Genomic DNA, 26310 nt, shown 5'->3' with positions numbered 1-26310 from the left:
ATTTATCAATAGAAAACATATATAGTTTAGGTTTTAACTAGAAACTAGTATCCTATGAAAGGAGTTATTATGGAAAAGCAACAACCTAGTAAAGCAGCCCTGCTGTCTATCATTCCTGGGTTAGGACAGATTTACAATAAACAAAAAGCAAAAGGTTTTATCTTCCTTGGTGTAACCCTTGTATTTCTCCTCTACTTCCTAGCACTTGCAGCCCCTGAATTGAGTAATCTCATCACTCTTGGTGACAAACCAGGTCGTGACAATTCCCTCTTTATGCTGATTCGTGGTGCCTTCCATTTAATCTTTGTAGTTGTTTATGTACTCTTTTATTTCGCAAATATCAAAGATGCACATACAACTGCCAAACACATTAACAATGGCATACCAGTAGCACTTACCTTTAAAGAAATGGTCAAAGGAATCTATGAAAATGGCTTCCCTTACCTCTTGATCATTCCATCTTATGTTGCCATGACTTTTGCGATCATCTTCCCAGTTATCGTAACCTTGATGATCGCCTTTACCAACTACGACTTCCAACACTTGCCACCAAACAAATTGTTGGACTGGGTTGGTTTGACCAACTTTACGAACATCTGGAGTTTGAGTACCTTCCGTTCTGCCTTTGGTGCCGTTCTTTCTTGGACTATCATCTGGGCTTTGGCTGCCTCAACTTTACAGATCGTCATCGGTATCTTCACAGCTATCATTGCTAACCAACCATTTATCAAAGGAAAACGTATCTTTGGTGTTATTTTCCTTCTTCCTTGGGCTGTTCCAGCCTTCATCACTATCTTGACATTCTCAAATATGTTTAACGATAGTGTCGGAGCCATCAACACTCAAGTATTGCCAATCTTAGCTAAATTCCTTCCTTTCCTTGATGGTGCTCTTATTCCTTGGAAAACAGACCCAACTTGGACTAAGATTGCCTTGATTATGATGCAGGGTTGGCTTGGATTCCCATACATCTACGTTTTAACCTTGGGTATCTTACAATCTATTCCTAACGACCTTTACGAAGCAGCTTATATTGACGGTGCCAATGCTTGGCAAAAATTCCGCAACATCACTTTCCCAATGATCTTGGCTGTTGCGGCACCTACTTTGATTAGTCAATACACCTTCAACTTTAACAACTTCTCTATCATGTACCTCTTCAATGGTGGAGGACCTGGTAGTGTCGGAGGTGGAGCTGGTTCAACCGATATCTTGATCTCATGGATCTACCGTTTGACAACAGGTACATCTCCTCAATACTCAATGGCGGCAGCTGTTACCTTGATTATCTCTATCATTGTCATCTCAATCTCTATGATCGCATTCAAGAAACTACACGCATTTGATATGGAGGACGTCTAAGATGAATAACTCAATTAAACTCAAACGTAGACTGACTCAAACCCTTACTTACCTCTACTTGATTGGCCTATCAATTGTAATCATCTATCCACTGTTGATTACCATCATGTCAGCCTTTAAAGCAGGTAACGTCGCAGCCTTTAAACTAGATACTAACATCGACTTCAATTTTGATAACTTTAAAGGACTCTTTACTGAAACCCTATACGGTACTTGGTATCTCAACACTTTGATTATCGCCTTAATTACTATGGCTGTTCAAACAAGTATTATCGTACTTGCTGGTTATGCTTACAGCCGTTACAACTTCTTGGCTCGTAAACAAAGTTTGGTTTTCTTCTTGATTATCCAAATGGTGCCAACCATGGCCGCTTTGACAGCCTTCTTCGTTATGGCACTTATGTTGAACGCCCTTAACCACAGCTGGTTCCTCATCTTCCTCTACGTTGGTGGTGGTATCCCGATGAATGCTTGGCTCATGAAAGGCTACTTCGATACAGTGCCAATGTCTCTAGACGAATCTGCAAAACTAGACGGTGCAGGACACTTCCGCCGCTTCTGGCAAATTGTTCTTCCACTTGTTCGCCCAATGGTTGCCGTACAAGCTCTCTGGGCCTTCATGGGACCTTTTGGAGACTATATCCTTTCTAGTTTCTTGCTTCGTGAGAAAGAATACTTTACTGTTGCCGTAGGTCTCCAAACCTTCGTTAGCAATGTGAAAAACTTGAAGATTGCCTACTTCTCAGCAGGTGCTATCCTCATCGCCCTTCCAATCTGTATTCTCTTCTTCTTCCTACAAAAGAACTTTGTTTCAGGACTTACAAGTGGTGGCGACAAGGGATAATATATCCCCGCCACCCTTTTTCATTTTATACTCTTCGAAAACCTCTTCAAACCACGTCAGCTTCCATCTGCAACCTCAAAACACTGTTTTGAGCAACCTGCGGCTAGCTTCCTAGTTTGCTCTTTGATTTTCATTGAGTATTAGCGATTGTTACTGTAAAACTATCCTTGTAGCAAGCAATTTGTCTCCTAGACTTGAAATAAAGCACATTTCTCTATATAATAATACTCATATAGAAAACACCTTTTAGAAAGATACCTATGCTTCCATATCCATTTTCCTATTTTTCAAGTATTTGGGGATTTCGTAAGCCCCTGTCCAAACGTTTCGGACTCAACTGGTTTCAGCTTCTCTTTACCAGTATCTTCCTTATCAGCTTGTCTATGGTACCTATTGCCATCCAAAACAGCTCGCAGGAGACTTATCCGCTAGAAACCTTTATCGATAATGTCTATGAACCATTGACAGATAAGGTTGTACAGGATCTCTCTGAACACGCTACAATTGTTGATGGCAAATTAACTTATACAGGAACAGCTAGTCAAGCCCCTTCTCTTTTAATCGGTCCAAGTCAAAGCAAGGAATTACCTAAGGACTTGCAACTACATTTCGATACGAATGAGCTCGTCATCAGCAAGGAAAGCAAGGAATTGACCCGTATCTCTTACCGAGCGATTGAGACTGAGAGTTTCAAAAGCAAGGACAGCTTAACACAAGCGATTTCTAAAGACTGGTACCAGCAGAATCGTGTCTATATCAGTCTCTTTCTAGTTCTCGGTGCGAGCTTCCTCTTTGGTTTGAATTTCTTTATCGTCTCTCTAGGAGCGAGTCTTCTCCTTTATATCACTAAGAAATCACGCCTCTTTTCATTTAGGACCTTTAAAGAGTGCTACCATTTTATCTTGAACTGTTTAGGATTACCAACTCTGATTACACTTATTTTGGGACTCTTTGGCCAAAATATGTCAAACCTCATCACTGTACAAAACATTCTTTTTGTTCTGTATCTGGTCACTATCTTTTATAAAACGCATTTCCGTGATCCAGATTACCATAAATAGGAGATTTTTATGCCCGTTACGATTAAAGATGTGGCCAAGGCTGCTGGTGTTTCACCTTCAACCGTAACCCGTGTTATTCAAAATAAATCAACCATTAGCGACGAAACAAAAAAACGTGTTCGCAAGGCTATGAAGGAGCTCAATTACCACCCCAACCTCAACGCTCGTAGTTTGGTAAGCAGTTATACCCAAGTTATCGGCTTGGTCCTTCCTGACGACTCAGACGCCTTCTATCAAAATCCTTTCTTCCCATCTGTCCTCCGTGGTATCGCCCAAGTCGCATCTGAAAACCACTATGCAATTCAGATTGCAACAGGTAAAGACGCCAAAGAGCGACTCAAAGCTATTTCCCAGATGGTTTACGGCAAACGTGTAGATGGTTTGATTTTCCTCTATGCCCAAGAAGAGGACCCTTTGGTTAAGTTAGTAGCAGACGAGCAATTTCCTTTCCTTATCTTAGGTAAATCTCTATCTCCCTTCATTCCACTTGTCGATAATGACAATGTCCAAGCTGGTTTTGATGCGACAGAGTATTTCATCAAAAAAGGATGCAAGCGAATTGCCTTTATCGGAGGTACTAAGCGACTCTTCGTAACACAAGACCGTCTGACAGGTTACGAGCTAGCTCTAAAACAATACCAACTTCCTCTCGATACTAATCTGACTTACTTTGCTACTGAATTTCTTGAAGATAATGGTTATCGCTTTAGTAGACTTCTCTTCAAACACGATCCAAATATTGACGCTATTATTACCATTGATAGTCTCCTTGCTGCAGGGGTCTGTGATTACATCGCAAAACACCAACTGGATGTCCCTGTCCTCAGCTTCGACTCAGTCAATCCCAAGCTCAACTTGGCAGCCTATGTCGATATCAATAGTTTGGAGCTTGGTCGTGTTTCCTTTGAAACTATTCTCCAGATCATCAATGATGCTAAAAGCAATAAACAAATTTGTTATCGCCAGTTGATTGGACATAAAATTGTTGAAAAATAAAAACCAGCTCGCGCTGGTTTTTTAGTTACTAATTTTCTGTTTCAACGAATCGTCCCAAAATATGAACATTCTCAGATACAGAGACAAAGGCACCTGGGTCCACCTGTTTCATAATCTGTTTAAATTCATTAAACTCTGCACGTGTAATGACAGTGATTAAAACTGCCTTTCTTTCGTGATTATAGGTTCCTTCTGCATCGTGGATCATGGTTGCTCCGCGGTGCAATTTTTTATGGATTTTTTCAATAACCTTCACTGGATGATTGGTCACAATCATAGCCTGCATGCGTTTTTGCTTGGTAAAGACCGCGTCTGTCACCCGGCTAGAGACAAAGATGGTAATCATAGAGTAAAGAGCGTATTTCCAACCAAAGGTCAAACCCGCTATCAGCATGATAGTCCCATTTACCAAGAAAGAAATACTACCGACATTCCTCCCCGTTTTCTTGCGAATGGTCAGACTGACAATATCCGTCCCACCACTGGAGATATTATTGCGAAGAGCAAAACCAATCCCCAAGCCCATGACAACACCCCCAAAAAGGGCATTGATAATGGGATCCTCAGTCAAGGTCGCCACAGGCACAAACTGGATAAAGAAGGAACTCATGGATACCGTGATGAAGGTAAAGACGGTGAACTTATGCCCAATCTGATACCAAGCCAAGACCATCAAAGGAAAATTAATGGCGTAAAAGGTTAGCGAAATCGGGATATGAAAACCAAACCAGTGATTACTCAAGGCAGAGATAATCTGTGCCAGACCTGTCGCACCACTCGAATACACATGACCTGGTTGGAAAAAGAAATTGACCGCTACTGCTGATAAAAATCCATAGACCAGAGAGGCCGAAATCTTCTCATCATATTTTTCGCGAGAGATGCTTTGTAAGACACGTAAAATTTTTATCTGATGAGCAAAGCGGCGCAGATAATAGCGCCACCGCTTAATTCGTTTTGCTTCTTTCATCTTCTTCTACTTGTAAGCTGAGTTCCTCTAGTTGTTTAAGAGCTACTGTTGAAGGAGCTTGTGTCATTGGGTCAGTTGCCTTGTTGTTCTTAGGAAAGGCAATAACTTCACGGATATTTTCTTCTCCTGCAAGCAACATAACAAATCGGTCAAGCCCGATAGCCAAGCCACCGTGTGGTGGGAAACCATAGTCCATGGCTTCAAGAAGGAAACCAAACTGGTCATTTGCTTCTTCGGCTGAGAAACCAAGAGCCTTGAACATACGTTCTTGAAGGTCTTTTTGGTTGATACGGAGGCTACCACCACCAAGTTCATAACCGTTCAAGACAATATCGTAAGCAATGGCACGAACCTTCGCCAAATCACCTTCTAATTCGTGAGCAGTCTCTTCCTGTGGTAGAGTAAATGGATGGTGGGCGCTCATGTAACGACCTTCTTCTTCAGACCATTCAAACATTGGCCAGTCAACCACCCAAAGGAAGTTGAATTTATCATTATCAATCAAACCAAGCTCTTTGGCAATACGTACACGAAGGGCACCAAGCGTTGCATTAGCCACTTCAAGCGTATCCGCCACAAAGAGAACCAAGTCCTTATCTTCAAGAGCAAGCGCTGTTGTCAATTCTGCTTGGATGCTAGTCAAGAACTTGGCAACTGGTCCGTTTAATTCTCCATCAACCACCTTGACCCAAGCAAGACCTTTGGCACCGTACTGCTTGGCTACTTCCGTCATCTTGTCGATGTCTTTACGTGAATAGTTGTCCGCAGCGCCTTTGACTACAATTGCTTTTACAGCAGGTGCTTCTGAAAAGACTTTAAAGTCTACACCTTTGACCACTTCTGTCAAGTCCTGAAGCAACATGTTAAAACGAGTATCTGGCTTGTCAGAACCGTAAAGAGCCATAGCGTCATCGTATTTCATACGTGGGAAAGGCAGAGTGACTTCAATGCCTTTTGTTTCCTTCATGACACGCGCAATCAATCCTTCTGTGATATCTTGGATTTCTTGCTCAGTAAGGAAAGATGTTTCCAAGTCGACCTGGGTAAACTCAGGCTGGCGGTCACCACGCAAGTCCTCGTCACGGAAACATTTAACGATTTGGTAGTAACGGTCAAAACCAGCATTCATCAAGAGCTGTTTCGTGATTTGTGGACTTTGAGGAAGAGCGTAAAAATGCCCTTTATTAACACGAGACGGCACCAAATAGTCACGCGCCCCTTCAGGCGTTGACTTAGAAAGGAATGGTGTCTCCACGTCGATAAACTCCAACTCATCCAAGTAGTTGCGAATAGAGTGGGTCACTTTAGCACGAAGTTTGAAGTTTTCCAGCATCTCTGGACGACGAAGGTCAAGGTAACGGTAACGTAAACGTGTATCGTCATTAGCCTCAATGCCATCTTTAATCTCAAATGGTGTTGTTTTGGCTGTATTGAGCACAGTAAGAGCTGTCACGTTTAACTCAACCGCACCAGTTGGCAACTTATCATTGGCTTGCTCACGCGCAGCGACTTGTCCAGTTACCTCGATGACAAACTCACTACGAAGGCTTTCAGCTGTTGCCATAACCTCTGCAGATACTTTTTCAGGGTTGATAACCAACTGCATGATTCCTTCACGGTCACGAAGGTCGATAAAGATCAAACCACCCAGGTCACGACGACGGCCAACCCATCCTTTCAAGGTCATTTCTTGTCCGATGTGTTCCTCACGAACACGACCAGCATACATACTACGTTTCATTGTTTCTCTCCTCTTTTATTCTGTTACTATTTTACCATAAAAGCGCAGGCTCTTCATGAAAATCATCAGAAAAGTTTGCCTGACTTTAAAAATCAAGTGAAGACTCTAAAAATTAACACCCATACAAAAATCCGATGAAATTCACCGGACTCTTTTATTTTGAATTTTTGCCTGCTTTACGCTTTTCAGCGATTTCAGCTGCCTTTCTCGGCAAGACAATTTCCGTTGTGTAAGCTGTCCCAAAGCGCAAGACACCTGCAATAGGGGCAAAGACAACTGCTAGATAGTTGTAGAAGAAATCGCCCTTAAAGGCATAAGCTAGCGCTCCAATGATGAAAAATAGAACGACTGCTTGAATCACTGCTAATAAAATTACTCGTTTCATGTGACCTCCTGACTCTATTATAGCATGAGAATCATCAAAAAGCTGACTAAATTATTCAAAGCGTGGAGAGAAATACTGTAGACCAGACCTTTTCTGCTAATATAAGCCAAGCCCAAGCTAAACCCAAGACTACTATAAACTAAAAATTGTTGCACATCACCTGGGAAATGAATCAAAGCAAACAAAACACTGGATACCAGAAGAAAAATCAGAGTTTGTTTACTATTGTCCTGCTTAGGAAAGAGGTAGCGTGCTAACATCCCTCTAAAGATAAGTTCTTCCGTCAAAGGAGCAAAAATAACGACCGCAAAGAATGAGAAAAGTGGTTGAGACAAGGTCAAGTCTGTCGCCATTTGTTGATTTACCGAAGGATCATCTGGCAAGAAAAACTGGACAACCAGAGATAAGAACCAAACCAAGGCAGGGAGCCAAATAAATCGGTTAAAGCCACTCTTCTCAATATGAACAGGAGCTTTCTGATACCATTTGTAAATGCCGTACACATAAACTCCAGCCAAGGCCACATAGAGTAAGGTAACAGCATAGGGGGAAGCGCCTAAGGCAAGCGAAGCAGTCGCGAGCCCCTGAATGAAGCTATAGATAAAGAAAAAGGATAGAAGGGCTAGAAGAAACCAGCCAAAGTTTTTAAGTAATTTCATAAAGGTCTCCTATTTAAAATAACGTTTCACCATAGGTAACTGCATCACATTGATATAAACATGGATAGCTCCGACAAGCAAGAAGCCCAGTAGCTGAATCTCTCCTGTCAATAAAGAAATGATAAAAAGAAAAATATATAAGGCTGGTAAGACATACTGATTTAATTGGAATAAAATTCGAAAACTCTGTTCCAAATTAGCCTGACGCTCCCCTTCATCATAAGAATTAATATAGTTCAAGACATCCTTTGGTGTAGAGAAAAGAGCCAAATCAAACTGACGAACAATCGCAATTGTTTTAGAAAGATATTTTTGACTCTGCAAGAACAGCACTAATTCCAAAAAGGAAAGGGATAATGTTATATGAGTTACATCGAGTACAATTAATTCACTTGCTGAAATGAAGAGAGCCAATAAAATCGCTACACTTGCAATATTAAAAACAATGCTTCCAAACTCAAGATTCCGATACATTTGCACATAATAGGTTTCATTCAAATCATCATCCATTTCCTCTTGATACAAGGAGTGAAATTTTCTGCTTTTCTTTAAGAAATTGAAAGTCAAAAGAATGCTAATGAAACCTAATACTAAACAAATAGCTGATATCCATGGTATCAAGATTTTTACATCTAAAACAATTCCGTGAAATTCGGCACCAGCCTTAAACATATCTACAAACATGTACAAGAAAACTCCCAAGACAAAAGGAATTAAAAATAACAAGCCATGTTTCTTTTTCATATTCATTCTCCTTTTTCACTTGCTAGATTTTTGGATTTATTTTCAATCCAGTCAACGACTGGGATGAGGGCAAAGTAGGCCCAAATAAATTGGTCACTGTAATAGAGATCAAACCATCCTAGATTTGCTCCAATTAGTAGACACACGCTGACTAATAGAGCTATGGCAACTACATAATAGATCACTTTATACTTGTTCATTACTCGTCCTCCTCCAAGCGAAATACCGATTCGACTGTTTCGTTGAAAATTTGAGATATTTTCAGGGCAATTACAATGGACGGGGTGTATTCATCCCGTTCTAGTAGGCTAACGGTCTGTCTGGAAACCCCTGCCAGCTTGGCCAGGTCGGTTTGATTGAGACCATCGCGAGCTCGAAGCTCTTTTAGACGATTTTTAAGCATTCCTTTCTCCTTTTCTCTTAACTTGAATTTATTGTAACATATCTTTTTCTTTTTGACAAGCATATTTGTCAAAAAGTTTATGATTTTTGTCATTTTGCAAAAGAAAAAGGTCAGGAGTAAGGTCCTGACCAGTTTATCTACTATTAAAAGCCTAGTTTTTCAAAGATTTCTGAGAAGTTTTGGCTGATAGCCTCAAGTGATACTTGCACTTCTTCTCGTGTTTGGTTGTTCTTGACCGTCACTTGTCCGCTTTCGACTTCGCTCTCGCCTAGAGTGATGAGAGCCTTAGCCGCAAAGACATCGGCTGACTTGAACTGAGCTTTTAGTTTACGGTTAAGGTAATCACGCTCTGCTTTGAAACCTTGTTGGCGAAGAGCTTGTACCAACTCCAAGGCCTTGACATTTGCTCCTTGACCCAAGACTGCGATATAGACATCTAGGGCGTTTTCGATAGGAAGAGCAACACCTTGCTTCTCAAGAATGAGAAGCAGGCGCTCTACACCAAGTCCAAAACCAAATCCAGCAGTTTCAGGGCCTCCAAAGTAAGAAACCAAACCATCGTAGCGACCACCCGCACAGACTGTCAAGTCATTGCCCTCAATCTCAGTGATAAACTCGAAAATGGTGTGGTTGTAGTAGTCCAAACCACGCACCATATTGGTATCGATGATATAGTCTACTCCAAGATTTTCCAACATCTGACGCACAGCATCAAAATGAGCTTGGCTTTCTTCATCAAGGAAGTCCAAGATAGACGGCGCATTCTCCACTGCCACCTTGTCTTCTTTTTCCTTAGAGTCCAAGACACGGAGAGGATTTTCCTCCAAACGACGTTGGCTATCCTTAGACAAGGTCTCCTTGAGCGGTGTCAAATAGTCAATCAAGGCTTGGCGGTAGGCCGCGCGGCTCTCAGGATTTCCAAGAGTGTTGAGGTGCAATTTGACACCTTGGATGCCGATCTCTTTCAAGAAATGGGCTGCCATCGCGATTGTTTCCACATCGGTAGCTGGATTGCTAGAGCTAAAACACTCAACACCAATCTGGTGGAACTGGCGCAAACGCCCTGCCTGTGGACGCTCATAGCGGAACATTGGTCCCATGTAATAGAACTTGCTTGGCTTTTGCACTTCTGGGGCGAAGAGTTTATTTTCCACATAGGAACGTACAACGGGCGCAGTTCCTTCTGGACGGAGGGTGATATGACGGTCACCCTTGTCATAGAAATCGTACATTTCCTTGGTTACGATATCGGTCGTATCTCCGACAGAGCGACTGATGACCTCGTAATGCTCAAAAATAGGCGTGCGCACTTCTGCATAGTTGTAGCGCTTGAAAATCTCACGGGCAAAGCCCTCAACGTACTGCCATTTGGCAGATTCAGCAGGTAAAATATCCTGCGTTCCTTTTGGTTTTTGTAATTTCATAGGGAATCCTCTTTAAACTTAATAGTCTTATTTTACCATAAATAGAGGGATTAAAACAGTGAGAAAAAAATTAGGATTTATACTCAATGAAAATCAAAGAGCAAACTAGGAAACTAGCCGCAGGTTGCTCAAAACACTGTTTTGAGGTTGTGGATAGAACTGACGAAGTCAGTAACCGTACTACGGCAAGGCGACGTTGACGTGGTTTGAAGAGATTTTCGAAGAGTATTAGATATCATTTTTGAGATTAAGACCTGTCAAAAGAATAGCTAACAAGGAAAGACCAACAAATAGCATCCAAGTCAACTGTATATTCCATACAGCTACAAGTGAAAAACAGGCTGTACCAAGAGGTACTGATAAGGTAAACAATAAACCCAAAAAATTACTGGTACGAGCTAGAACCTCTGGAGCTAGATTTTTCAGGAGCATGGCATTAATCTTTGGTGGAACTTTACCAGAAACATACAGAGTTGAACAGAGAAATAGCAAACCAAGCACGACTTGATTGAATAAGTTAGCCAGACCAACTAGACTGACTCCTAATGTCACCCACATCATCAATCTAGGCAAGGACTGCTTCCCAAAATAATCATTTCCCGTAAGGCTACTGATGATAATTGCTAATAAAACACAGACTTGCTCGATAAATAGTGCCTCTGTGTAAGAAAAATTCAAGAGAGAATGGCTCAAAAAGAAGATGTTATAAACGCTTCCTAGAGCGCCACCTAAGGCATTGATAAGCAAGACAGCAAAGATCATGAAACCAAAGTTTTTCTGTCCACCTTTAAGAAAAACAAGGCGTAAATTTCGGTAAATTGTTAGGAACTGCTCTTTGATAGAAAGCTTCTCATTTTTTAGTGATTCACCATCAGCGGATGAAATCGACAGTCTCAATTTGCTTTTTCCTAAAAAGAGGATAACGGCTGATACTAGGAAAAAACAGGCATTGATTCCCGCAACGAGAGAAAAATTATTGACCGATAGCCCTAAGAGCCAGACTCCGAAAGCTTGACCACCAATGGCTGAAATATAGGTGATGAACTGGGAAAAAGAATAAGCCTCCATCAGATCATCTTCAGCTACTTTTTCCTTAATAAGAGGCATGCGCAAGCCACCTGCAAAATCACTGATAACATCACTAATGACATTGATCAAACACAGGCTAGAAAAGGCAAATAAACTAGCTTGCTGAACAACTAGGGCTGCCAGAAAAAATAAAACCGCCTGAAACAAACCGCTATAGACCATCCATTTGACCTTGTCCCTCGTGTAATCTGCCCGAATCCCTACAAAAACTGTAAAGAGAGTCGGAAGAAGCATGACAATATTCGCCATAGCAACAGCAAAAGATGCTTGTGGCAGGGTTGATGCATAGACGATAAATACCAGGTTGAAAATCGAAGCACCAAAAGCATTAAAAAATCGTGACAAAGTCAAGAGACGATAAGCGTGATTTCTAAACAATAATTTCATAGGTAATCTCCCTTCTTGTTCGAAGTTCTTATGTAAAGTATGACTATAGTATAGCACTTAGAAATTCTAGAGGAAAAACTTTTGAATATATGCAACACATAAAATAAGCAAAAAAAACGATAGACCTTCTTTGATAACCTGAGAGAGGGTAAGAGTTCTATCGCTTCAAATTTTAAATAATTTTCTTAGTTTGCAGATATTCAACAATCGGTCGTTTTTCTATAGTATTCGGCAGATTTATTACAGCCAAGCATCTCAAAAATACGGACAGCATCTTCCATCTTTTTCTGACCTTCCTTGACTCTGCCTTGCTTGCTATCAAGGAGACCTTCCGCCCACAAATAGACAATTCGGAAATAGGTTTCATTTTCATTGTAGAAATGCTCTTCGATAACACGTTTAAAATAAGAGGCATTGGTAAATTCTTCACACTCAATGCTGGCTAAAAAGCCATTCAATAGTATAGTGTGAAAAAGGTTTCGATTACCAGACATTTCCATTAGAAAATCAGATTTTCGAACCATTTCTCGTACATATCTAGTAAAAAGAGAAACAGATAGAAATGGTGAACTGACTGAAAATAAATTGAGTTCATAGATTCCCCAAATCTCGGTAGAAAACAGGTAATCATGAAGGACTTTTCCTTCCTCTGCCGTTAACTCTACCCTTTCATCCATGCTCTTCATATAAGACTTGATAAGAATGGCATTTAGAATATGTTTCTGTTTGTTTTGAGAATGGGCTTGCTTTTGATACTCCTTGCGATACAAGTCCTCAAGCGGAGCTATGTTCTTTGGATCCAAGACATCTATGATTTCTTTTCTCAACTCAGAATCTGTATCATACTGAAACCCTCTCGCCAGAAAGAGGATTTCCTCTACACTGGCAGATATATTTTCTAGGGCAAATAGAAACTTTTCCACCGAAAGCTCACTATGACCTGTTTCAAAGCGGGACAACATAGATGGCGAAAATTGTCCCCCAGTTGCTTGTCTCAGCGAGATATTTCTTGACTCTCGTAATTGTCTAAAGACTTTTCCAATCTGCTCCATAGGCTTCCCCTTGATTGAGTATTTTCTTCATTTTATCATATTTTTCAGAAAATTCATCAAAAACTTGCCAAATTGTCAGAATTATGAGAAAATAGAGGATATTTATCACGTGGAGGGACTGTTATGAGAGACGATATCAAAATCAATGACCGTGCTTTGGCCTTACAAGACCAAATTATCGAAAAACTAGAGAAGGTTTTTGATACAGATGTGGAATTGGATGTTTACAATCTAGGGCTGATTTATGAAATTAATCTAGACGAAACAGGCCTCTGTAAGATTGTCATGACCTTCACCGACACCGCCTGTGATTGCGCCGAAAGCCTACCTATCGAAATCGTGGCAGGTCTGAAACAAATCGAGGGTATCGAAGATGTCAAGGTTGAAGTTACCTGGTCGCCTGCCTGGAAGATCACACGAATCAGTCGCTACGGTCGTATTGCCCTTGGACTGCCACCTCGTTAAACAGGCAAATTACTTTTGAAGATGAAAAGAAGCAAGCCGAGATTGGCTTGCTTTTTAAGTTTATTTTTTACCTGACTTGTCCATATTCCAGAAGTCTGTCACGGCTCCGCGTGAAGCAGATGATACAATATGGGCATATTTACCGAGGACACCACGGCTATAAAGTGGTGGCAAGGTTGTTTCTGCCTTGCGTTTTTCAAGTTCTTCTTCGGATACGGCCATGGAAATTTCTTTGGTATCTTGGTCAACCGTAACGATATCACCTGTACGAAGGTAGGCAATTGGTCCACCATCCTGAGCTTCAGGAGCGATATGTCCAACAACCAGACCATAAGTACCACCAGAGAAACGGCCATCCGTCAAGAGGGCAACCTTGTCTCCTTGACCTTTACCAACAATCATGGATGAAAGTGACAGCATCTCAGGCATACCAGGACCACCCTTAGGTCCAACAAAACGAACAACGACTACATCGCCATCAACGATTTCATCTGTCAAAACAGCCTGAATCGCATCTTCTTCTGAGTCAAAGACCTTAGCTGGTCCAACGTGACGACGCACTTTAACACCTGATACCTTGGCAACCGCACCGTCAGGGGCAAGATTCCCGTTCAAGATGATAAGCGGACCGTCCGCACGTTTTGGATTTTCAAGTGGCATGATGACTTTTTGACCTGGTGTAAGGTCTGCAAAGTCGGCCAAGTTTTCAGCAACTGTCTTACCAGTACATGTGATACGGTCTCCGTGAAGGAAGCCATTAGCCAAGAGATATCTCATAACCGCAGGCACACCACCAACTTCGTAGAGGTCTTGGAAGACATACTGACCAGATGGCTTCAAGTCAGCCAAGTGAGGCACACGTTCTTGAATCGTATTGAAGTCCTCAAGTGACAAGTCAACATTTGCCGCGTGGGCAATGGCAAGTAAGTGAAGAGTGGCGTTTGTAGAACCACCGAGAGCCATAGTTACAGTGATGGCATCTTCAAAGGCTTCACGAGTCAAGATATCTGACGGTTTGAGACCGAGCTCCAACATCTTAACAACAGCACGTCCTGCTGCTTCGATGTCTTCTTTCTTGTCAGCTGATTCAGCTGGGTGAGAGGATGAACCTGGCAAACTCATACCGAGAACTTCGATAGCAGTCGCCATGGTATTAGCAGTGTACATACCACCACAGCCACCAGGTCCAGGGCAGGCATTACATTCAAGACGTTTCACGTCCTCAGCCGTCATGTCACCGTGGTTCCATTTTCCGATACCCTCAAAAACAGAAACCAAATCGATGTCTTTGCCATCAAGATTTCCCGGTGCAATTGTTCCACCATAGGCGAAAATAGCTGGGATGTCCATATTGGCAATGGCAATCATAGAACCAGGCATGTTCTTGTCACAGCCACCGATAGCGACGAAGGCATCGACGTTGTGACCACCCATAGCCGCCTCGATTGAGTCTGCAATGATATCACGAGATGTCAAAGAGAAACGCATTCCAGGCGTTCCCATGGCAATCCCGTCCGCTACAGTGATAGTCCCAAACTGCACAGGCCAAGCACCTGCCGATTTGACACCTTCTTTAGCCAATTTCCCAAAATCATGCAAGTGAATGTTACATGGTGTATTTTCCGCCCAAGTCGAAATCACTCCCACAATCGGTGTTTCAAAGTCCTTATCTGTCATACCAGTCGCACGAAGCATGGCACGGTTTGGTGATTTTACCATACTGTCATAAATGCTACTGCGGTGACGTTTATCTAATTCAGTCATTTGTTCCCTCCCATTTCAGTTTTTACTATTATAGCACATTTTAAAAGCAATGAACAGAAGAAAATTCTTGAATTTTCAGAAAATTCTATACATATATAAACATTTTAAATTAAAAACAACAAAGCGGATCAGGGCACTTTCTGATTACCAGAATATGCTTTTAATCCGCTTGATTTAAATAACGTAATGTAATTTTTACAGAAGTTCTTTCAGATAAGTGTATTTAACATCTATCTTGCATTATAAAACTCTAGAACTTTCTCTTTTATATTCGATTCACTCAAACCATACTCATTAAGAAGATAATCCATTTTCCCTACTTGACCGAATCTTTCTTGAACACCCATCCGATGAATTTTTGTTATTCCATCATCAGAGAATAATTCACATAAAGCACTGCCAATTCCACCTATCTGATTGTGGTTTTCTACAGTAAATATAGTTTTTCCACTTAACATTGTTTTTATCTGTTCTGGTATCGGTTTGATTCTAAATAAATCTATCACACCTACTGAATAACCTAATTTAGACAGTTCATCCGCAACTCGAATACTTGGAGCAACCATTATGCCAGAAGCAACTATTACAACATCTTCACCGTGTCTTAACTCAATGTAGCCTTTAGAAAAGTCTTCTCCACCTTGATATACAGCCTCTGGAGCTTTTCTAATTGTTCGAATATATTTTAGTCCTTTTAAGTCTAATGTCTGGTTCAAGATTTCACGAAATTGGATATCATCAGTTGCTTCGAAAATGATTGATTTAGGAATTAAACGTAACAATCCAATTTCTTCAAATGGCATATGTGTTCCACCATTCATCTCTGCCGTTACTCCTGCATCTGAGCCAATCACAGTGGCATCCAATTGTGCGTACCCAAGAGAAATAAATAATTGATCAAATACTCTTCGTGAAGCAAAAGGGCCAAATGTATGAAGATAAGGTCTAAACCCCTGAATAGATAAACCTGCTGCAAGCCCGACCATTTCTGCTTCCATGATCCCAACATTCACATAACGGTCTCCAAAGTCCTTTTCAAGATTATTAGTAGCCATCGAACTTGACAAGTCTGCTTCTAAAACTACTATATCAGAATAACTTTGGTTAGCTTCTAGAAGGAAATCTCTATACACATGTCGTAATTCTTTCGTACTTCTCATCATTCTGTTTCCTCCAATTCCTGACTTAATCTTTCTACAACTGAAGTTAACATTTGTCTCTCCTCTACAGTAGGGCGAAGATGATGATTGGATTTCATTTCTTCCAGCTCTCGAACTCCTTGACCTTTAATAGTGTCTAATACAATACACTTAGGGGATGAATTATTTGACTGTTTTAATTGAATAATCCCTTCATAAATTTCTCTAATATCTGAACCATTGACCCTAATGGATTCAAACCCAAATGCTGAGAATTTTTCTACAAAATCACCTGGATTACAAATATCCTTTGTAAAACCATCTAATTGTTTTTTGTTATCGTCTACAAATACAATTAAATTAGATAACTGTTGATGAGAAGCAAACTGTATAGCCTCCCAACATTGTCCCTCATTTAACTCACCATCTCCAACAATAGCATAGGTATAAAAGGGACTTTTTCTTATTCTCTGACCATATGCAAGCCCGGTTGCAACACTAATTCCCTGTCCTAAAGAGCCAGTTGTCATATCTATGCCCGGCGTTAGATTTCTATCAGGATGAGACGGTAATTTGGTCCCATTTGTATTTAAAGAATGTAAGAATTCTTTGTCAAAGAAACCATTCAAATAGAGTGTGCTGTACAAAGCTGGTCCAGCATGTCCCTTGGATAAAACAAAATAATCTCTATCTCGTGACGCAAATATTTCTGGAGTCATCGGTATTATTTCACCATAAAGCACTGCTAAAACTTCTACTATAGACAGACTCCCTCCATAATGGCCGAATCCAAGATGATTCAATGTTCTAAGAGTATTTAATCGGATTTTTGTTGCAAATTTTCTTAACTCATCTTCTCTATTTTCACTTAAAATCATCCCTTATTCCTCCTTTGCAGATGGCTTTTTAATAAAGGATACTCCAAACATAACTGCTAGAATAAGAACAAGACCAATAACAATGCCTGCTTGTGAGCCAAATTGATTCAACATTCCTAAAATAATTCCTGATAGACCAAAATCTGCATCTGAGAAAGTTGACCCTTGGAAACCAAGTCCTCCCAAAACTGGCATTAAAAAGACTGGAAGAAAACTAATTAAAATACCTTGTAAAAATGCTCCAATAGTGGCTCCACGAACACCACCAGATGCATTCCCAATGACACCTGCAGTCGCTCCACAGAAGAAATGAGGCACAACGCCTGGTAAGATGACAACCGTTCCTGAAGCAATCATAATTGCCATACTTACTAAACCACCAACAAAACTAGAGATAAATCCAATTAGGACTGCATTAGGTGCATAAGTATAAACAATCGGACAATCCAAAGCAGGTTTTGAATTAGGTACAAGACGCTCTGAAATACCTTTAAAGGCTGGAACAATTTCACCCAAAATAAGGCGAACACCTGCTAAAATAACAAATACACCTGCTGCAAATTGACCTGCTAATTGTAAAGCATAAACTAGACCACTTGTACCATTACTGATTTCTTTTTCTATATATTCTGACCCTGCAAAGATAGCTACAATAATGTAAATAACTGCCATAGATAAAGTAATACTAACAGTACTATCACGTAAAAAAGCTAAACTCTTTGGGAATTTAATGTCCTCTGTTGATTTTGATTTGTCACCGATAAGGCTACCAGTGAAACCACTTAACCAATATCCCAAAGAACTGAAATGACCTAAAGCCACCTTGTCATTTCCAGTTAATTGAACCATATATTTTTGCACAAATGCCGGGGAAACACTCATAATAATACCAAGTGCTAATCCTCCTAGTAAGATAAGAGGCAAACTTGTAAAGCCAGCAACTGATAAAATGACCGCAATCATACACGCCATATATAGAGTGTGGTGCCCTGTTAAAAAGATATATTTGAATCGAGTAAAACGAGCAATTAAGATATTGAATACCATACCTGCAAACATAATCATTGCAGTAGCTGAGCCATATGTGGTTAAAGCTACAGCTACAATTGCTTCATTATTCGGTACAACTCCAGATAAATGAAAAGCATGTTCAAACATGGTACCAAATGGATTCAAAGAATTTTGTACAATTCCTGCACCACCAGATACAACTAAGAAACCAACAAAGGTCTTAATTCCACCTTTAATAATATCAGGTAATTTCTTCTTCTGAAGAACTAATCCTAAGATTGCAATTAAAGCTACTAAAATAGCTGGTGTACTAACAATATCCAATATGAACTTCATCATGACGCTAGCCTCCTAAATAAGTCCTTTTTCTTCACAAAGTTTAGTAATTAATTCTCGTAGTTCATCCATATCAATAATACTATTTAAGATACGAACATCTCCAAGATGACTAGCTGAATCAGCTAAATCACGACCAACAATCCAAATATCAGCTGCATTTGGATCTGCTCCACCTAAATCATAGTGTTCAACTTCTACATCTGAAACATTCAAATCACTCAATACAGATTCAATATTCATCTGTACCATAAAACTTGAACCTAATCCTGAACCACAAGCTGTACCAATTTTTAACATTATCTAATCCTCCTGTTTAATTATCATTTCAATGTCATCATAGTTTTTTGATGATATTAAAGTTTGAACATGATTTTTATCTCTTAAAATTGTTGTTAAATGTGACAAAGCCTTTAAATGACTCTCATTATCAATAGCTGCAATACAAATCAACAATCTTACCTCTTGTTCTGGATTATCCAATAAATAAATCGGTTCTTCCAAAACTAACATTGACATTCCTATTTCATTCACACCTTCATCTGGCCGAGCGTGAGGAATTGCTACTCCCTTCCCTAAATTAATAAAAGGCCCAAACTCTTCTACTTTTTGAATCATTGCCTCAGGGTAGTTCTCAGTTATCTTATGTTGATCCAAAAGCGGTTTAGCTGCTAAACGAATTGCCTCCTTCCATCCTAATTTTTCCGAACTAACCTGATAAGTTTCTTTTGTAATTAATTCTTCTAACAATGGTAACACTTCCTTTCTGTTCATTTCTTGATAGAGATACCTCTTTAATGCTAATTTTAACTCTAATTCTTGTGTGATTACACTATATCGTCTTACTATGCTAATTATCTGATTAAGCTCAATATCTCGATAACCTGTATCTGGGAAATCTTTTGATACCAATTCAACTAACTGTGTTGTTTGTTCTTCCGTCATCATAACAGAAACTAGATAATTTGGCTTCTCTGTATCCACCTTTATAGTAGAAAAAACCATATCATAGTCACTACTAGTTTTCGCATATAAATCATCAATCTTTGAGGTTCCTATAAACTCAATTTGAGGGAATAATGCTAATAGATTCTCTTTTATCATCAATGAAGAACTAATTCCATTAGGACAGATAATTGCTGCTTTATAACATTTTTGAGGCAAATTGTCTGCTTTCTTTAAATATCCTCCAAAATGGATAACAAAATATGCTGTTTCACTATCAGGTATGGGCTTGTCAATAGCGTCCATCAAGGGAGTCAAAGAATCTTTTACTAGTTCAAATAAATCAGGATAATGTTCTTTAACATGCAACACATATTCATTTGAGCTAGGTAAGCCGAACTTTAATCTATAGTAAGCCGGTATAAGGTGACGGCGAAGATTTTCTCTCAATACTTCTCTTTGTTTAAAATGTAACAAAGAAATATCTTCCATTCTACTTATAATAGCCTCTGTTAATTGATTAAAGTAAACCGGAGCAACATCTACTTCACCTTCAAAGCAACTTGATAATAAAACTGTGACATAGCGATAATCATCCTCTGAAAATACCGTATCTATAATTCCCAAATCAACTACTGTATCTAATAAAATAGTCGTTATATCTTGAATAATAGGAGATACTAATGTCTCTGAAAGACATACTCTTTCAACATCCCTTTGATATCTACATATAATGAATACTAAACCGAAAAGGCAAACTTTTAATTGATTAACAATAGGTACTATCTGTAGCTTTTCATAATAATCTTTAACTACCTGATCAATCAAATCATAAGTTAATGAATACCCCCAACTGGATAAAACATAATCCACCCCCCAAATCCCTATGGAGGATTCCAGCAACTCACTAACCATTTGAAAAGCTAAACGGTGCTTATTCCACTCTGAACCGTGTAAAGTATAACCTTTTGCTCTACTGTACCCTAGCTCCAAATCATTGTCTAACATAATCTTTCTTAATGATTGAATATCAGATAAGGTTGTATTCTTACTTACTTTCAAAAAGTCTTGGTAATGATTATTCGATATAAAATCTAATCGGCAAAAAGTGTAAAGATAGATTAATGCTAAGCGAGTCGACTTTGGTAAAACCAATTCATCCGACTTAATAATATCTGTCAAAGACTGCTTCGTACGATTTGATAAACTATAGCGACCTTGTTTTTTATCCAGCACTATCCCTTTATTAGCTAGATAAGGCACTAAATAATCTATTCCTTCTTTGACTTCCTTTATAGGCAAGCTCACCTTAACAGATAATTCATATAATGATAGCTCACAATGATCCATCAAAGTCATCAAAATAACTAGTGCTCTATAATCAAACATTTCTCTTCCTTTCTAACTACAATTATAGTGTAAAAGTTATAAGAATAAAAGAGTATTTCAGCACAATATAATCTCACCTCCTACAAGTAATTATTGGGCTGAAACTTTTTAGTGATTATTTTTCAACTTTCTATTGACTTTTAAAAACAAAGTGATATCATTTAGATATCAAATAATAGGAGGCCATTCTTATGACTGAAAAACTAATCAATTCAAAACCAAATGGTGTATTCGCATTGATTCTCATTGAGTTGATAATCGTACTTGGTATCTTTATATTTATAATAGGTGTTGGTTCGGAAAACATATTTGGAATTATTAGCGGACTTTTATTAAGCTTAATTGCAGGCCTAACTCATGCTGGTTTAAAAGTTGTCAAACCTCAAGAAGCTCTGGTTCTGACACTCTTTGGTAACTATACAGGTACCATCAAAGAACCTGGTTTTTACTTTGTCAATCCCTTCAGCGTAGCAGTCAACCCTGCAAACCACACTCGACTTGGACAAAGTGGTGATGTTAGCACAAAATCTCCTTTTTCTGGGATGAAATCATCAAATGGCAATGATGTAAATCTTGAAATTGGCAAGAAACAGATTTCCCTCAAAGTCATGACCTTGAGCAATTCTCGTCAAAAAATCAATGATTGTCTAGGAAATCCCGTAGAAATCGGTATCGCGGTAACTTGGAGAGTTGTCGACACCGCTAAGGCAGTTTTCAACGTTGATAACTACAAAGAATATCTTTCATTGCAATGTGATAGCGCCCTCCGAAATATTGTCCGCATCTATCCTTACGATGTGTCTCCTAACGTGGATACTACGGGTGACGGCCAAGCAGATGAAGGTAGTCTCCGTGGCTCTAGCGAAATTGTGGCTAATCGTATTCGTGAAGAAATCCAAAGTCGTGTTGAGGATGCTGGCTTGGAAATCCTTGAAGCACGTATTACTTACCTAGCTTACGCTCCAGAAATTGCTGCTGTCATGCTTCAACGCCAACAAGCATCTGCCATAATTGATGCCCGTAAGATGATTGTGGATGGTGCTGTAGGAATGGTTGAAATGGCACTAGAACGACTCAATGAAGGGGAATTGGTAGAGCTTGACGAAGAACGAAAAGCTGCCATGGTTTCAAATCTCCTAGTCGTCCTCTGTGGCAATCATGATGCACAACCAATTGTCAACACAGGAAGTCTTTACTAAAGATGGTTGAAGCTAAAAAAAAGCAGATCCCCCTTCGACTCTCAACAAAGTTATACGCTGCACTCGCATCATGGGCAGAAGATGACTTTCGTTCAGTCAATGGGCAAATCGAATATCTCCTCACAGAATGTGTCAAACAACGGAAGAAAGACGGAAAATACGTATCAGAAACCATTGACGAACCATTTGAGATTGATATTTAACACCTTCTCCTGTCTGCTAGGTCGGATAGGAGAATTTTTTCATCTTTTTTTGTCAAGTAACTTTACTTTACAAAAAAAATGTGTTATCCTAGTATGGTTGATGAAAATCAGTAGATTGAATCGAATATAAATACCTAAAGGAGAAATCAAAATGGCAGTACCTGCACGTCGCACTTCAAAAGCGAAGAAAAACAAACGTCGTACACACTACAAAGTAACAGCTCCATCTGTAAACTTTGACGAAACTACTGGAGATTACTCACGTTCTCACCGTGTATCACTTAAAGGATACTACAAAGGACGTAAAATCGCTAAAGCTGCATCAGCTGAATAATAGAAGGGAGATACCATGCGCGTAAATATTACACTTGAACACAAAGAATCTGGTGAACGCTTGTACCTTACTTCTAAAAACAAACGTAACACTCCAGACCGTCTTCAATTGAAGAAATACTCACCAAAACTTCGCAAACACGTTGTGTTTACAGAAGTTAAATAAGCATACCTAACTCAAAACGCCTTACTGGGCGTTTTTTGCTTTATTAGTTAGCAATCTATAGCTTTTCAGGAGAGATTTATGGCGTTTTATCTTTGGATGTTCCCTCTACTTTTTATCTTTCACGATATGGAAGAAATTATCGGTCTTGTCCCTTGGATTCATCTCAACGAAACCTTGCTGGCTCAAAAGGCTCCAGCTATTCTCAAGATTCACAAAGGAATTACAACAGAGGGATTTGCCCTTGCTGTTTTTGAGGAGTTTATCATTGTCTTATCCATCACTTTATTAGCGTATTTTAGTCAATCTAGAGCGCTCGAATTAGTTTGGTTGGGTGGATTTGTAGCCTTTGCACTTCATCTCTTTCTCCATATTGGACAATCAATTCTTCTTCGCAAGTATATACCTGCTCTGATCACTTCTATCCTTTGTTTTCCTATCAGTGCTTATTTGATTACAGACATTGTACATTTGTGGCGAGTTTCGACTAGCGAATTTTTCCTATTTTCACTAGTCGGTTCAGGCATCGTCGTCATCAATCTCCTCTTTGCTCTCTGGCTTGGGAAAAAGTATTCCGCCTGGCTTGTCCACAAAAACAAATAAAATCCCCTGCAAATCTACATTACAAGGGACTTGTGTATTATTCTTGTACTTCTTTCTGGGCGGCCTTGCCTTGGTCTAGAAGGGCTTGGACGATTTTCTCATCGCGTAGTTTGACAGAATCGTTGATCATTTCTGCGGACTTGACGATGGTTGTTTCTAGTTGGGCACGTTTCTGGCGTCCCAATTCAATAGCTGCGACGATACCTTGGTTTTGAGCTACTAAACTTTCAGCCAGCTTGGTAACAGACTCAACAGCAACTGTCGGGCTTTGGGCAATTCTCTCCATTTGCGGAATCACTTCCTTGCTGGTTTCAGCTAGCATCTGAAGGGCAGCATTATTAGCATTGACAATGGCATCTGCCACGACACCTGATTTCATTGATTGTTGCAAAATACCCAGTTGGGCAATGGAAAGTTTCATTGTTGGAATCGTATTGCGACGAAGCATGCCCAATTTTTGGCGCATATCAGATGACACCTTCACAAGATTGCGCATCTGAGGTGTTGTTGCCCAGGAAACATAGAGACGGCTGACATACTCAGTATGTTGTTGTTCAAGAGTATTGACCACTTCAGCCATACGGGCCAATTCTTGTGACTTGGTTTGGTATTCTACCGTACTTGTATCAAGTTGGTCAGCTTGGGCCTTCAGTTCGGCAGCGCGTTTGCCAGCTTCTGTCTGGCTGGCTTCGATAAAGGAAATCACTCCCACTAGATTTTCAATGGATTTGGTATTGTCCTCAATCAACATCTCAGCTGAGACGATATTTCGAGCTAGCACATCTTCTTGCTTGACCACTGCGGCAGCCATACCATCGAGCTTTTGCTCCACTGTTTTTGAGTCAAAGTAAAATTCTTGTAAGGTATTCTTGCTCTTGTTAAACAATCGTTGCAAAAAGTTTGGCTTCTCTTCTAACTCAGCAATTTCAGCGTTCTTGTATTTGACTACAAAGCCTTGCAACTCACGGTTGGTATTTTTGAGTAGATCATCCACTTGGGGAATCTGCAGTTTCTTTTGTTCTGACAAGATACGATTGACCGTATTGTTCACACCTTCTACAGCAGATTGTCCAAAATCCAAAAGAGCATTTTGATTTGTGACAAACTGGTCTACTAACTGGGGCGCGTGCGCTTTGATTCCTTCTTGCTGCTCAGGGCTCAGCTTCTCAAGGAAGGTCAAGGTCTTGTCTGAGCCAGTATTGGTCTCGATGATTTGGGTTGTTTTATCCACCTTAGCTACCGTATTATTGGCAATCTGGTCAATATCAAAATTAAATTCTGTCATGGTTACTCCTTTGTTTCTAACCTATTCTTTACGATCTTTTTCTAGGATACGCAAACTGATATCAAAATCACGCATATCTGTTTCATTGAGTTCTCTCAACACCTGGTCCAGCTCAAGATCAAATTGTTCGATAGCTGCTTTAGCTTGCTCTAAGCGTTCTTCTGCTCGATTATAGTTCTTCGGATTGGCCTTAATTTTTAAATAGCCTTCTAGAATCGTTTGGAATTTCTCCATCTTCAAACTATGAATGGCAGTCAATTCTTCCTTATCCCCCTCGGCAGAGGTGGCAATCTTGTCTAAAATTGCCTGATGGTCAATAGCAATATTGGCCAAGGTCTGGGATAATTCTGGAGCTAGTTCCTCTGGCTCTGCATTTTCAAGATCTACCTGACTTTCTCTATCCAAACGTTCTAGCTGAACATCGATGTTTGCCCTTACTGTACGAACCTTTTTGTCAATACGGTTGTAGACATCAGCATCGATATAGGATTTGAGACGATCCGCCTCCTGATGGATTTCCCTCAGTTCGATTAATACTTGATTGGCCAGACTCTTATAGGGCTCTGAACCGTTTTCTACTAAAGTTTCCTCTAGTTGCTGAATATCTTTGTCCGCCTGACGAATCCTAGCTTTTAAAAGCTCAATCCGGTCGTCTAGAGAACGATCCTGCAAAAGAGGATAGCGCCAACGTTTATAGAGACGATAACCACCGTATCCTAGCAGGACACAAGCCGCAAGTGGAAGAGCGTATTGAACCAAAAGGCCCAGTAAGAACAAGAAGCCCCAAAAATAGAGACAGCCTTTCCAAAAACCATTACCCGATTTCATAAACATTCCTTATTTTCAATTTATAAGTCTATTTTAGCACAAAAGAGCAAAATGATGGCGGAAATCCCCTAGAAAAGAGTTGATTTCTTTGCTGTAGAATGGAACTTGGTAGCGCGTGGGCTAATTTCAGTAAAGTGGACTCAAACCACAAACACACTCTGAGTAATATCAAAACAAAAGCTTGAAATATCGGAGGGGTTGTGTTAGAATGAAAGCATAAAGGGAAAATAATGCTTCTAGCATATATAACTAAAAAGCCCCACCGTGCCACCGATGGGGTTTTTTGCTACCCTCTAAAAGGGTTAAATGCTACTTGCTACGTCTCTTTATCCATAGCTTGAAAAGCTCAGATAGTACGTTAACAAGTAACGGAGCTAGAAAAAGGGAAAGTAACTCTAGCATACATAACACCTCCCTTCATTAAATTGAGGGGGACAAAATATTATATCATACCAGATTTATATCATCAATATCGCGTCATTCTTGGAATAGATAGACTTAGATACAAAAATAACCTTACTAACAAATCTCTAAGCAAACCCAGAAATCAACGTTTTAAGACAAAGCAAAAAGCCCACTGTTGTAGGCTTTCTGTAAGATATTTCTTAAAATTAAAGCATTTTGTTGTAGAATAGATTTAGTATAAATTACA

General features: G+C 39.8%; 28 protein-coding genes. 10 read left to right on the top strand and 18 right to left on the bottom strand.

Features of this window, described 5'->3' with window-relative positions; translation table 11 throughout:
- The first annotated feature begins 69 nt into the window (after positions 1-69).
- The 4 genes from ACLNCW_RS04305 (at position 70) to ACLNCW_RS04290 (ending at position 4263) form a co-directional block, all read left to right on the top strand.
- Positions 70-1362 (top strand): carbohydrate ABC transporter permease, encoded by a 1293-nt coding sequence (locus ACLNCW_RS04305; RefSeq protein WP_049500516.1) that lies wholly within the window; start codon positions 70-72, stop codon positions 1360-1362.
- Position 1363: 1 nt separating this feature from the next.
- Entirely contained in the window at positions 1364-2206 is an 843-nt protein-coding gene (locus ACLNCW_RS04300; RefSeq protein ID WP_033675775.1) for a sugar ABC transporter permease, read from the top strand.
- A 260-nt stretch (positions 2207-2466) separates the two neighbouring features.
- Positions 2467-3267, top strand: a complete 801-nt coding sequence (locus ACLNCW_RS04295) for a DUF1189 domain-containing protein (protein WP_261056752.1) — start codon at positions 2467-2469, stop codon at positions 3265-3267.
- Between the two features lie 9 nt (positions 3268-3276).
- Positions 3277-4263, top strand: a complete 987-nt coding sequence (locus ACLNCW_RS04290; protein ID WP_020903391.1) for a LacI family DNA-binding transcriptional regulator — start codon at positions 3277-3279, stop codon at positions 4261-4263.
- Between the two features lie 28 nt (positions 4264-4291).
- Here ACLNCW_RS04290 and ACLNCW_RS04285 read toward each other — a convergent pair whose 3' ends face one another.
- The 10 genes from ACLNCW_RS04285 to rgg all read right to left on the bottom strand — a co-directional run bounded on the left by ACLNCW_RS04285 (position 4292) and on the right by rgg (position 13117).
- Complete coding sequence (locus tag ACLNCW_RS04285; RefSeq protein ID WP_265483414.1) at positions 4292-5233, bottom strand: YitT family protein; 942 nt, start codon at positions 5231-5233, stop codon at positions 4292-4294.
- Entirely contained in the window at positions 5211-6974 is a 1764-nt protein-coding gene (aspS, locus tag ACLNCW_RS04280) for an aspartate--tRNA ligase (RefSeq protein WP_265483412.1), read from the bottom strand. Before aspS ends, ACLNCW_RS04285 begins: the two co-directional genes overlap by 23 nt.
- A 154-nt stretch (positions 6975-7128) precedes the next feature.
- Positions 7129-7359: a hypothetical protein gene (locus ACLNCW_RS04275; protein ID WP_000832184.1), complete on the bottom strand. Its 231-nt coding sequence runs from the start codon at positions 7357-7359 to the stop codon at positions 7129-7131.
- A gap of 17 nt (positions 7360-7376) precedes the next feature.
- Positions 7377-8018, bottom strand: a complete 642-nt coding sequence (locus ACLNCW_RS04270; protein ID WP_223330844.1) for a CPBP family intramembrane glutamic endopeptidase — start codon at positions 8016-8018, stop codon at positions 7377-7379.
- Between the two features lie 9 nt (positions 8019-8027).
- A complete protein-coding gene (locus ACLNCW_RS04265; protein WP_424845422.1) occupies positions 8028-8768 on the bottom strand; it encodes a DUF3169 family protein in 741 nt (246 codons plus the stop codon).
- On the bottom strand, positions 8765-8962 hold the full coding sequence (locus ACLNCW_RS04260) for a hypothetical protein (RefSeq protein WP_223330816.1): 198 nt from the start codon (positions 8960-8962) through the stop codon (positions 8765-8767). Before ACLNCW_RS04260 ends, ACLNCW_RS04265 begins: the two co-directional genes overlap by 4 nt.
- A complete protein-coding gene (locus ACLNCW_RS04255; protein WP_223330817.1) occupies positions 8962-9165 on the bottom strand; it encodes a helix-turn-helix transcriptional regulator in 204 nt (67 codons plus the stop codon). Before ACLNCW_RS04255 ends, ACLNCW_RS04260 begins: the two co-directional genes overlap by 1 nt.
- A gap of 143 nt (positions 9166-9308) precedes the next feature.
- A complete protein-coding gene (gene hisS, locus ACLNCW_RS04250; protein WP_424845421.1) occupies positions 9309-10589 on the bottom strand; it encodes a histidine--tRNA ligase in 1281 nt (426 codons plus the stop codon).
- A gap of 228 nt (positions 10590-10817) precedes the next feature.
- On the bottom strand, positions 10818-12065 hold the full coding sequence (locus ACLNCW_RS04245) for a transporter (protein WP_424845420.1): 1248 nt from the start codon (positions 12063-12065) through the stop codon (positions 10818-10820).
- A 200-nt stretch (positions 12066-12265) separates the two neighbouring features.
- Positions 12266-13117, bottom strand: coding sequence for a quorum-sensing system transcriptional regulator Rgg (gene rgg / locus ACLNCW_RS04240; protein ID WP_033687485.1), 852 nt, complete (start codon positions 13115-13117; stop codon positions 12266-12268).
- Positions 13118-13240: 123 nt separating this feature from the next.
- Here rgg and ACLNCW_RS04235 point away from each other — a divergent pair, with 123 nt between their 5' ends.
- On the top strand, positions 13241-13582 hold the full coding sequence (locus ACLNCW_RS04235; RefSeq protein WP_001204052.1) for a metal-sulfur cluster assembly factor: 342 nt from the start codon (positions 13241-13243) through the stop codon (positions 13580-13582).
- A 60-nt stretch (positions 13583-13642) separates the two neighbouring features.
- Here ACLNCW_RS04235 and ilvD read toward each other — a convergent pair whose 3' ends face one another.
- The 6 genes from ilvD to ACLNCW_RS04205 all read right to left on the bottom strand — a co-directional run bounded on the left by ilvD (position 13643) and on the right by ACLNCW_RS04205 (position 21044).
- The gene (ilvD, locus tag ACLNCW_RS04230; RefSeq protein WP_000137346.1) at positions 13643-15346 is read right to left on the bottom strand and encodes a dihydroxy-acid dehydratase; all 1704 of its coding nucleotides are present in this window, start codon (positions 15344-15346) and stop codon (positions 13643-13645) included.
- 230 nt (positions 15347-15576) lie between these two features.
- Positions 15577-16509 (bottom strand): transketolase family protein, encoded by a 933-nt coding sequence (locus tag ACLNCW_RS04225; protein ID WP_112444836.1) that lies wholly within the window; start codon positions 16507-16509, stop codon positions 15577-15579.
- A complete protein-coding gene (locus tag ACLNCW_RS04220) occupies positions 16506-17363 on the bottom strand; it encodes a transketolase (protein ID WP_261082324.1) in 858 nt (285 codons plus the stop codon). Before ACLNCW_RS04220 ends, ACLNCW_RS04225 begins: the two co-directional genes overlap by 4 nt.
- A 3-nt stretch (positions 17364-17366) precedes the next feature.
- The gene (locus tag ACLNCW_RS04215; RefSeq protein ID WP_024056492.1) at positions 17367-18713 is read right to left on the bottom strand and encodes a PTS ascorbate transporter subunit IIC; all 1347 of its coding nucleotides are present in this window, start codon (positions 18711-18713) and stop codon (positions 17367-17369) included.
- A 12-nt stretch (positions 18714-18725) separates the two neighbouring features.
- Positions 18726-19010 carry a PTS sugar transporter subunit IIB gene (locus ACLNCW_RS04210; protein WP_000912476.1) on the bottom strand — a complete coding sequence of 95 codons (285 nt, stop codon included), beginning with the start codon at positions 19008-19010 and terminating at the stop codon, positions 18726-18728.
- A 3-nt stretch (positions 19011-19013) separates the two neighbouring features.
- Positions 19014-21044: a BglG family transcription antiterminator gene (locus tag ACLNCW_RS04205; protein WP_229294806.1), complete on the bottom strand. Its 2031-nt coding sequence runs from the start codon at positions 21042-21044 to the stop codon at positions 19014-19016.
- 191 nt (positions 21045-21235) lie between these two features.
- Here ACLNCW_RS04205 and ACLNCW_RS04200 point away from each other — a divergent pair, with 191 nt between their 5' ends.
- The 5 genes from ACLNCW_RS04200 to ACLNCW_RS04180 all read left to right on the top strand — a co-directional run bounded on the left by ACLNCW_RS04200 (position 21236) and on the right by ACLNCW_RS04180 (position 23545).
- Positions 21236-22243, top strand: a complete 1008-nt coding sequence (locus ACLNCW_RS04200; protein WP_261017917.1) for an SPFH domain-containing protein — start codon at positions 21236-21238, stop codon at positions 22241-22243.
- Positions 22244-22245: 2 nt separating this feature from the next.
- Positions 22246-22446 carry a PTS ascorbate transporter subunit IIC gene (locus ACLNCW_RS04195; protein WP_000228847.1) on the top strand — a complete coding sequence of 67 codons (201 nt, stop codon included), beginning with the start codon at positions 22246-22248 and terminating at the stop codon, positions 22444-22446.
- Positions 22447-22597: 151 nt separating this feature from the next.
- The gene (gene rpmF / locus ACLNCW_RS04190) at positions 22598-22780 is read left to right on the top strand and encodes a 50S ribosomal protein L32 (RefSeq protein WP_000290417.1); all 183 of its coding nucleotides are present in this window, start codon (positions 22598-22600) and stop codon (positions 22778-22780) included.
- Positions 22781-22795: 15 nt separating this feature from the next.
- Positions 22796-22945: a 50S ribosomal protein L33 gene (gene rpmG, locus ACLNCW_RS04185; protein WP_001265622.1), complete on the top strand. Its 150-nt coding sequence runs from the start codon at positions 22796-22798 to the stop codon at positions 22943-22945.
- Positions 22946-23023: 78 nt separating this feature from the next.
- Positions 23024-23545, top strand: coding sequence for an HXXEE domain-containing protein (locus ACLNCW_RS04180; RefSeq protein WP_004269670.1), 522 nt, complete (start codon positions 23024-23026; stop codon positions 23543-23545).
- Positions 23546-23582: 37 nt separating this feature from the next.
- Here ACLNCW_RS04180 and ACLNCW_RS04175 read toward each other — a convergent pair whose 3' ends face one another.
- Complete coding sequence (locus ACLNCW_RS04175; protein WP_424845419.1) at positions 23583-24830, bottom strand: toxic anion resistance protein; 1248 nt, start codon at positions 24828-24830, stop codon at positions 23583-23585.
- Between the two features lie 21 nt (positions 24831-24851).
- Positions 24852-25658: a hypothetical protein gene (locus ACLNCW_RS04170; RefSeq protein WP_424845418.1), complete on the bottom strand. Its 807-nt coding sequence runs from the start codon at positions 25656-25658 to the stop codon at positions 24852-24854.
- Positions 25659-26310 lie beyond the last annotated feature (652 nt).

The sequence above is a fragment of the Streptococcus sp. CL6.22 genome (assembly GCF_049738055.1).
In the GTDB taxonomy this organism is placed as follows: domain Bacteria; phylum Bacillota; class Bacilli; order Lactobacillales; family Streptococcaceae; genus Streptococcus; species Streptococcus mitis_DJ.
The sequence above is the reverse complement of the archived record's forward strand: the minus strand, read 5'-3'. Positions and strand labels throughout refer to the sequence as shown.

Bases quoted from the DNA above. Each gene is read 5' to 3' on its own strand.
- ACLNCW_RS04170 (WP_424845418.1), bottom strand. From the start codon at position 25,658: ATGAAATCGGGTAATGGTTTTTGGAAAGGCTGTCTCTATTTTTGGGGC.
- ACLNCW_RS04285 (WP_265483414.1), bottom strand. From the start codon at position 5,233: ATGAAAGAAGCAAAACGAATTAAGCGGTGGCGCTATTATCTGCGCCGC.
- rpmF (WP_000290417.1), top strand. From the start codon at position 22,598: ATGGCAGTACCTGCACGTCGCACTTCAAAAGCGAAGAAAAACAAACGT.
- ACLNCW_RS04290 (WP_020903391.1), top strand. From the start codon at position 3,277: ATGCCCGTTACGATTAAAGATGTGGCCAAGGCTGCTGGTGTTTCACCT.
- ACLNCW_RS04255 (WP_223330817.1), bottom strand. From the start codon at position 9,165: ATGCTTAAAAATCGTCTAAAAGAGCTTCGAGCTCGCGATGGTCTCAAT.
- rgg (WP_033687485.1), bottom strand. From the start codon at position 13,117: ATGGAGCAGATTGGAAAAGTCTTTAGACAATTACGAGAGTCAAGAAAT.
- ACLNCW_RS04210 (WP_000912476.1), bottom strand. From the start codon at position 19,010: ATGTTAAAAATTGGTACAGCTTGTGGTTCAGGATTAGGTTCAAGTTTT.
- ACLNCW_RS04205 (WP_229294806.1), bottom strand. From the start codon at position 21,044: ATGTTTGATTATAGAGCACTAGTTATTTTGATGACTTTGATGGATCAT.
- ACLNCW_RS04235 (WP_001204052.1), top strand. From the start codon at position 13,241: ATGAGAGACGATATCAAAATCAATGACCGTGCTTTGGCCTTACAAGAC.
- ACLNCW_RS04260 (WP_223330816.1), bottom strand. From the start codon at position 8,962: ATGAACAAGTATAAAGTGATCTATTATGTAGTTGCCATAGCTCTATTA.
- ACLNCW_RS04245 (WP_424845420.1), bottom strand. From the start codon at position 12,065: ATGAAATTATTGTTTAGAAATCACGCTTATCGTCTCTTGACTTTGTCA.
- rpmG (WP_001265622.1), top strand. From the start codon at position 22,796: ATGCGCGTAAATATTACACTTGAACACAAAGAATCTGGTGAACGCTTG.
- ACLNCW_RS04175 (WP_424845419.1), bottom strand. From the start codon at position 24,830: ATGACAGAATTTAATTTTGATATTGACCAGATTGCCAATAATACGGTA.
- ACLNCW_RS04305 (WP_049500516.1), top strand. From the start codon at position 70: ATGGAAAAGCAACAACCTAGTAAAGCAGCCCTGCTGTCTATCATTCCT.
- ACLNCW_RS04300 (WP_033675775.1), top strand. From the start codon at position 1,364: ATGAATAACTCAATTAAACTCAAACGTAGACTGACTCAAACCCTTACT.
- ACLNCW_RS04200 (WP_261017917.1), top strand. From the start codon at position 21,236: ATGACTGAAAAACTAATCAATTCAAAACCAAATGGTGTATTCGCATTG.
- ACLNCW_RS04215 (WP_024056492.1), bottom strand. From the start codon at position 18,713: ATGATGAAGTTCATATTGGATATTGTTAGTACACCAGCTATTTTAGTA.
- ACLNCW_RS04225 (WP_112444836.1), bottom strand. From the start codon at position 16,509: ATGATGAGAAGTACGAAAGAATTACGACATGTGTATAGAGATTTCCTT.
- ACLNCW_RS04275 (WP_000832184.1), bottom strand. From the start codon at position 7,359: ATGAAACGAGTAATTTTATTAGCAGTGATTCAAGCAGTCGTTCTATTT.
- ACLNCW_RS04265 (WP_424845422.1), bottom strand. From the start codon at position 8,768: ATGAATATGAAAAAGAAACATGGCTTGTTATTTTTAATTCCTTTTGTC.
- ACLNCW_RS04195 (WP_000228847.1), top strand. From the start codon at position 22,246: ATGGTTGAAGCTAAAAAAAAGCAGATCCCCCTTCGACTCTCAACAAAG.
- aspS (WP_265483412.1), bottom strand. From the start codon at position 6,974: ATGAAACGTAGTATGTATGCTGGTCGTGTTCGTGAGGAACACATCGGA.
- ACLNCW_RS04220 (WP_261082324.1), bottom strand. From the start codon at position 17,363: ATGATTTTAAGTGAAAATAGAGAAGATGAGTTAAGAAAATTTGCAACA.
- ACLNCW_RS04180 (WP_004269670.1), top strand. From the start codon at position 23,024: ATGGCGTTTTATCTTTGGATGTTCCCTCTACTTTTTATCTTTCACGAT.
- hisS (WP_424845421.1), bottom strand. From the start codon at position 10,589: ATGAAATTACAAAAACCAAAAGGAACGCAGGATATTTTACCTGCTGAA.
- ACLNCW_RS04295 (WP_261056752.1), top strand. From the start codon at position 2,467: ATGCTTCCATATCCATTTTCCTATTTTTCAAGTATTTGGGGATTTCGT.
- ACLNCW_RS04270 (WP_223330844.1), bottom strand. From the start codon at position 8,018: ATGAAATTACTTAAAAACTTTGGCTGGTTTCTTCTAGCCCTTCTATCC.
- ilvD (WP_000137346.1), bottom strand. From the start codon at position 15,346: ATGACTGAATTAGATAAACGTCACCGCAGTAGCATTTATGACAGTATG.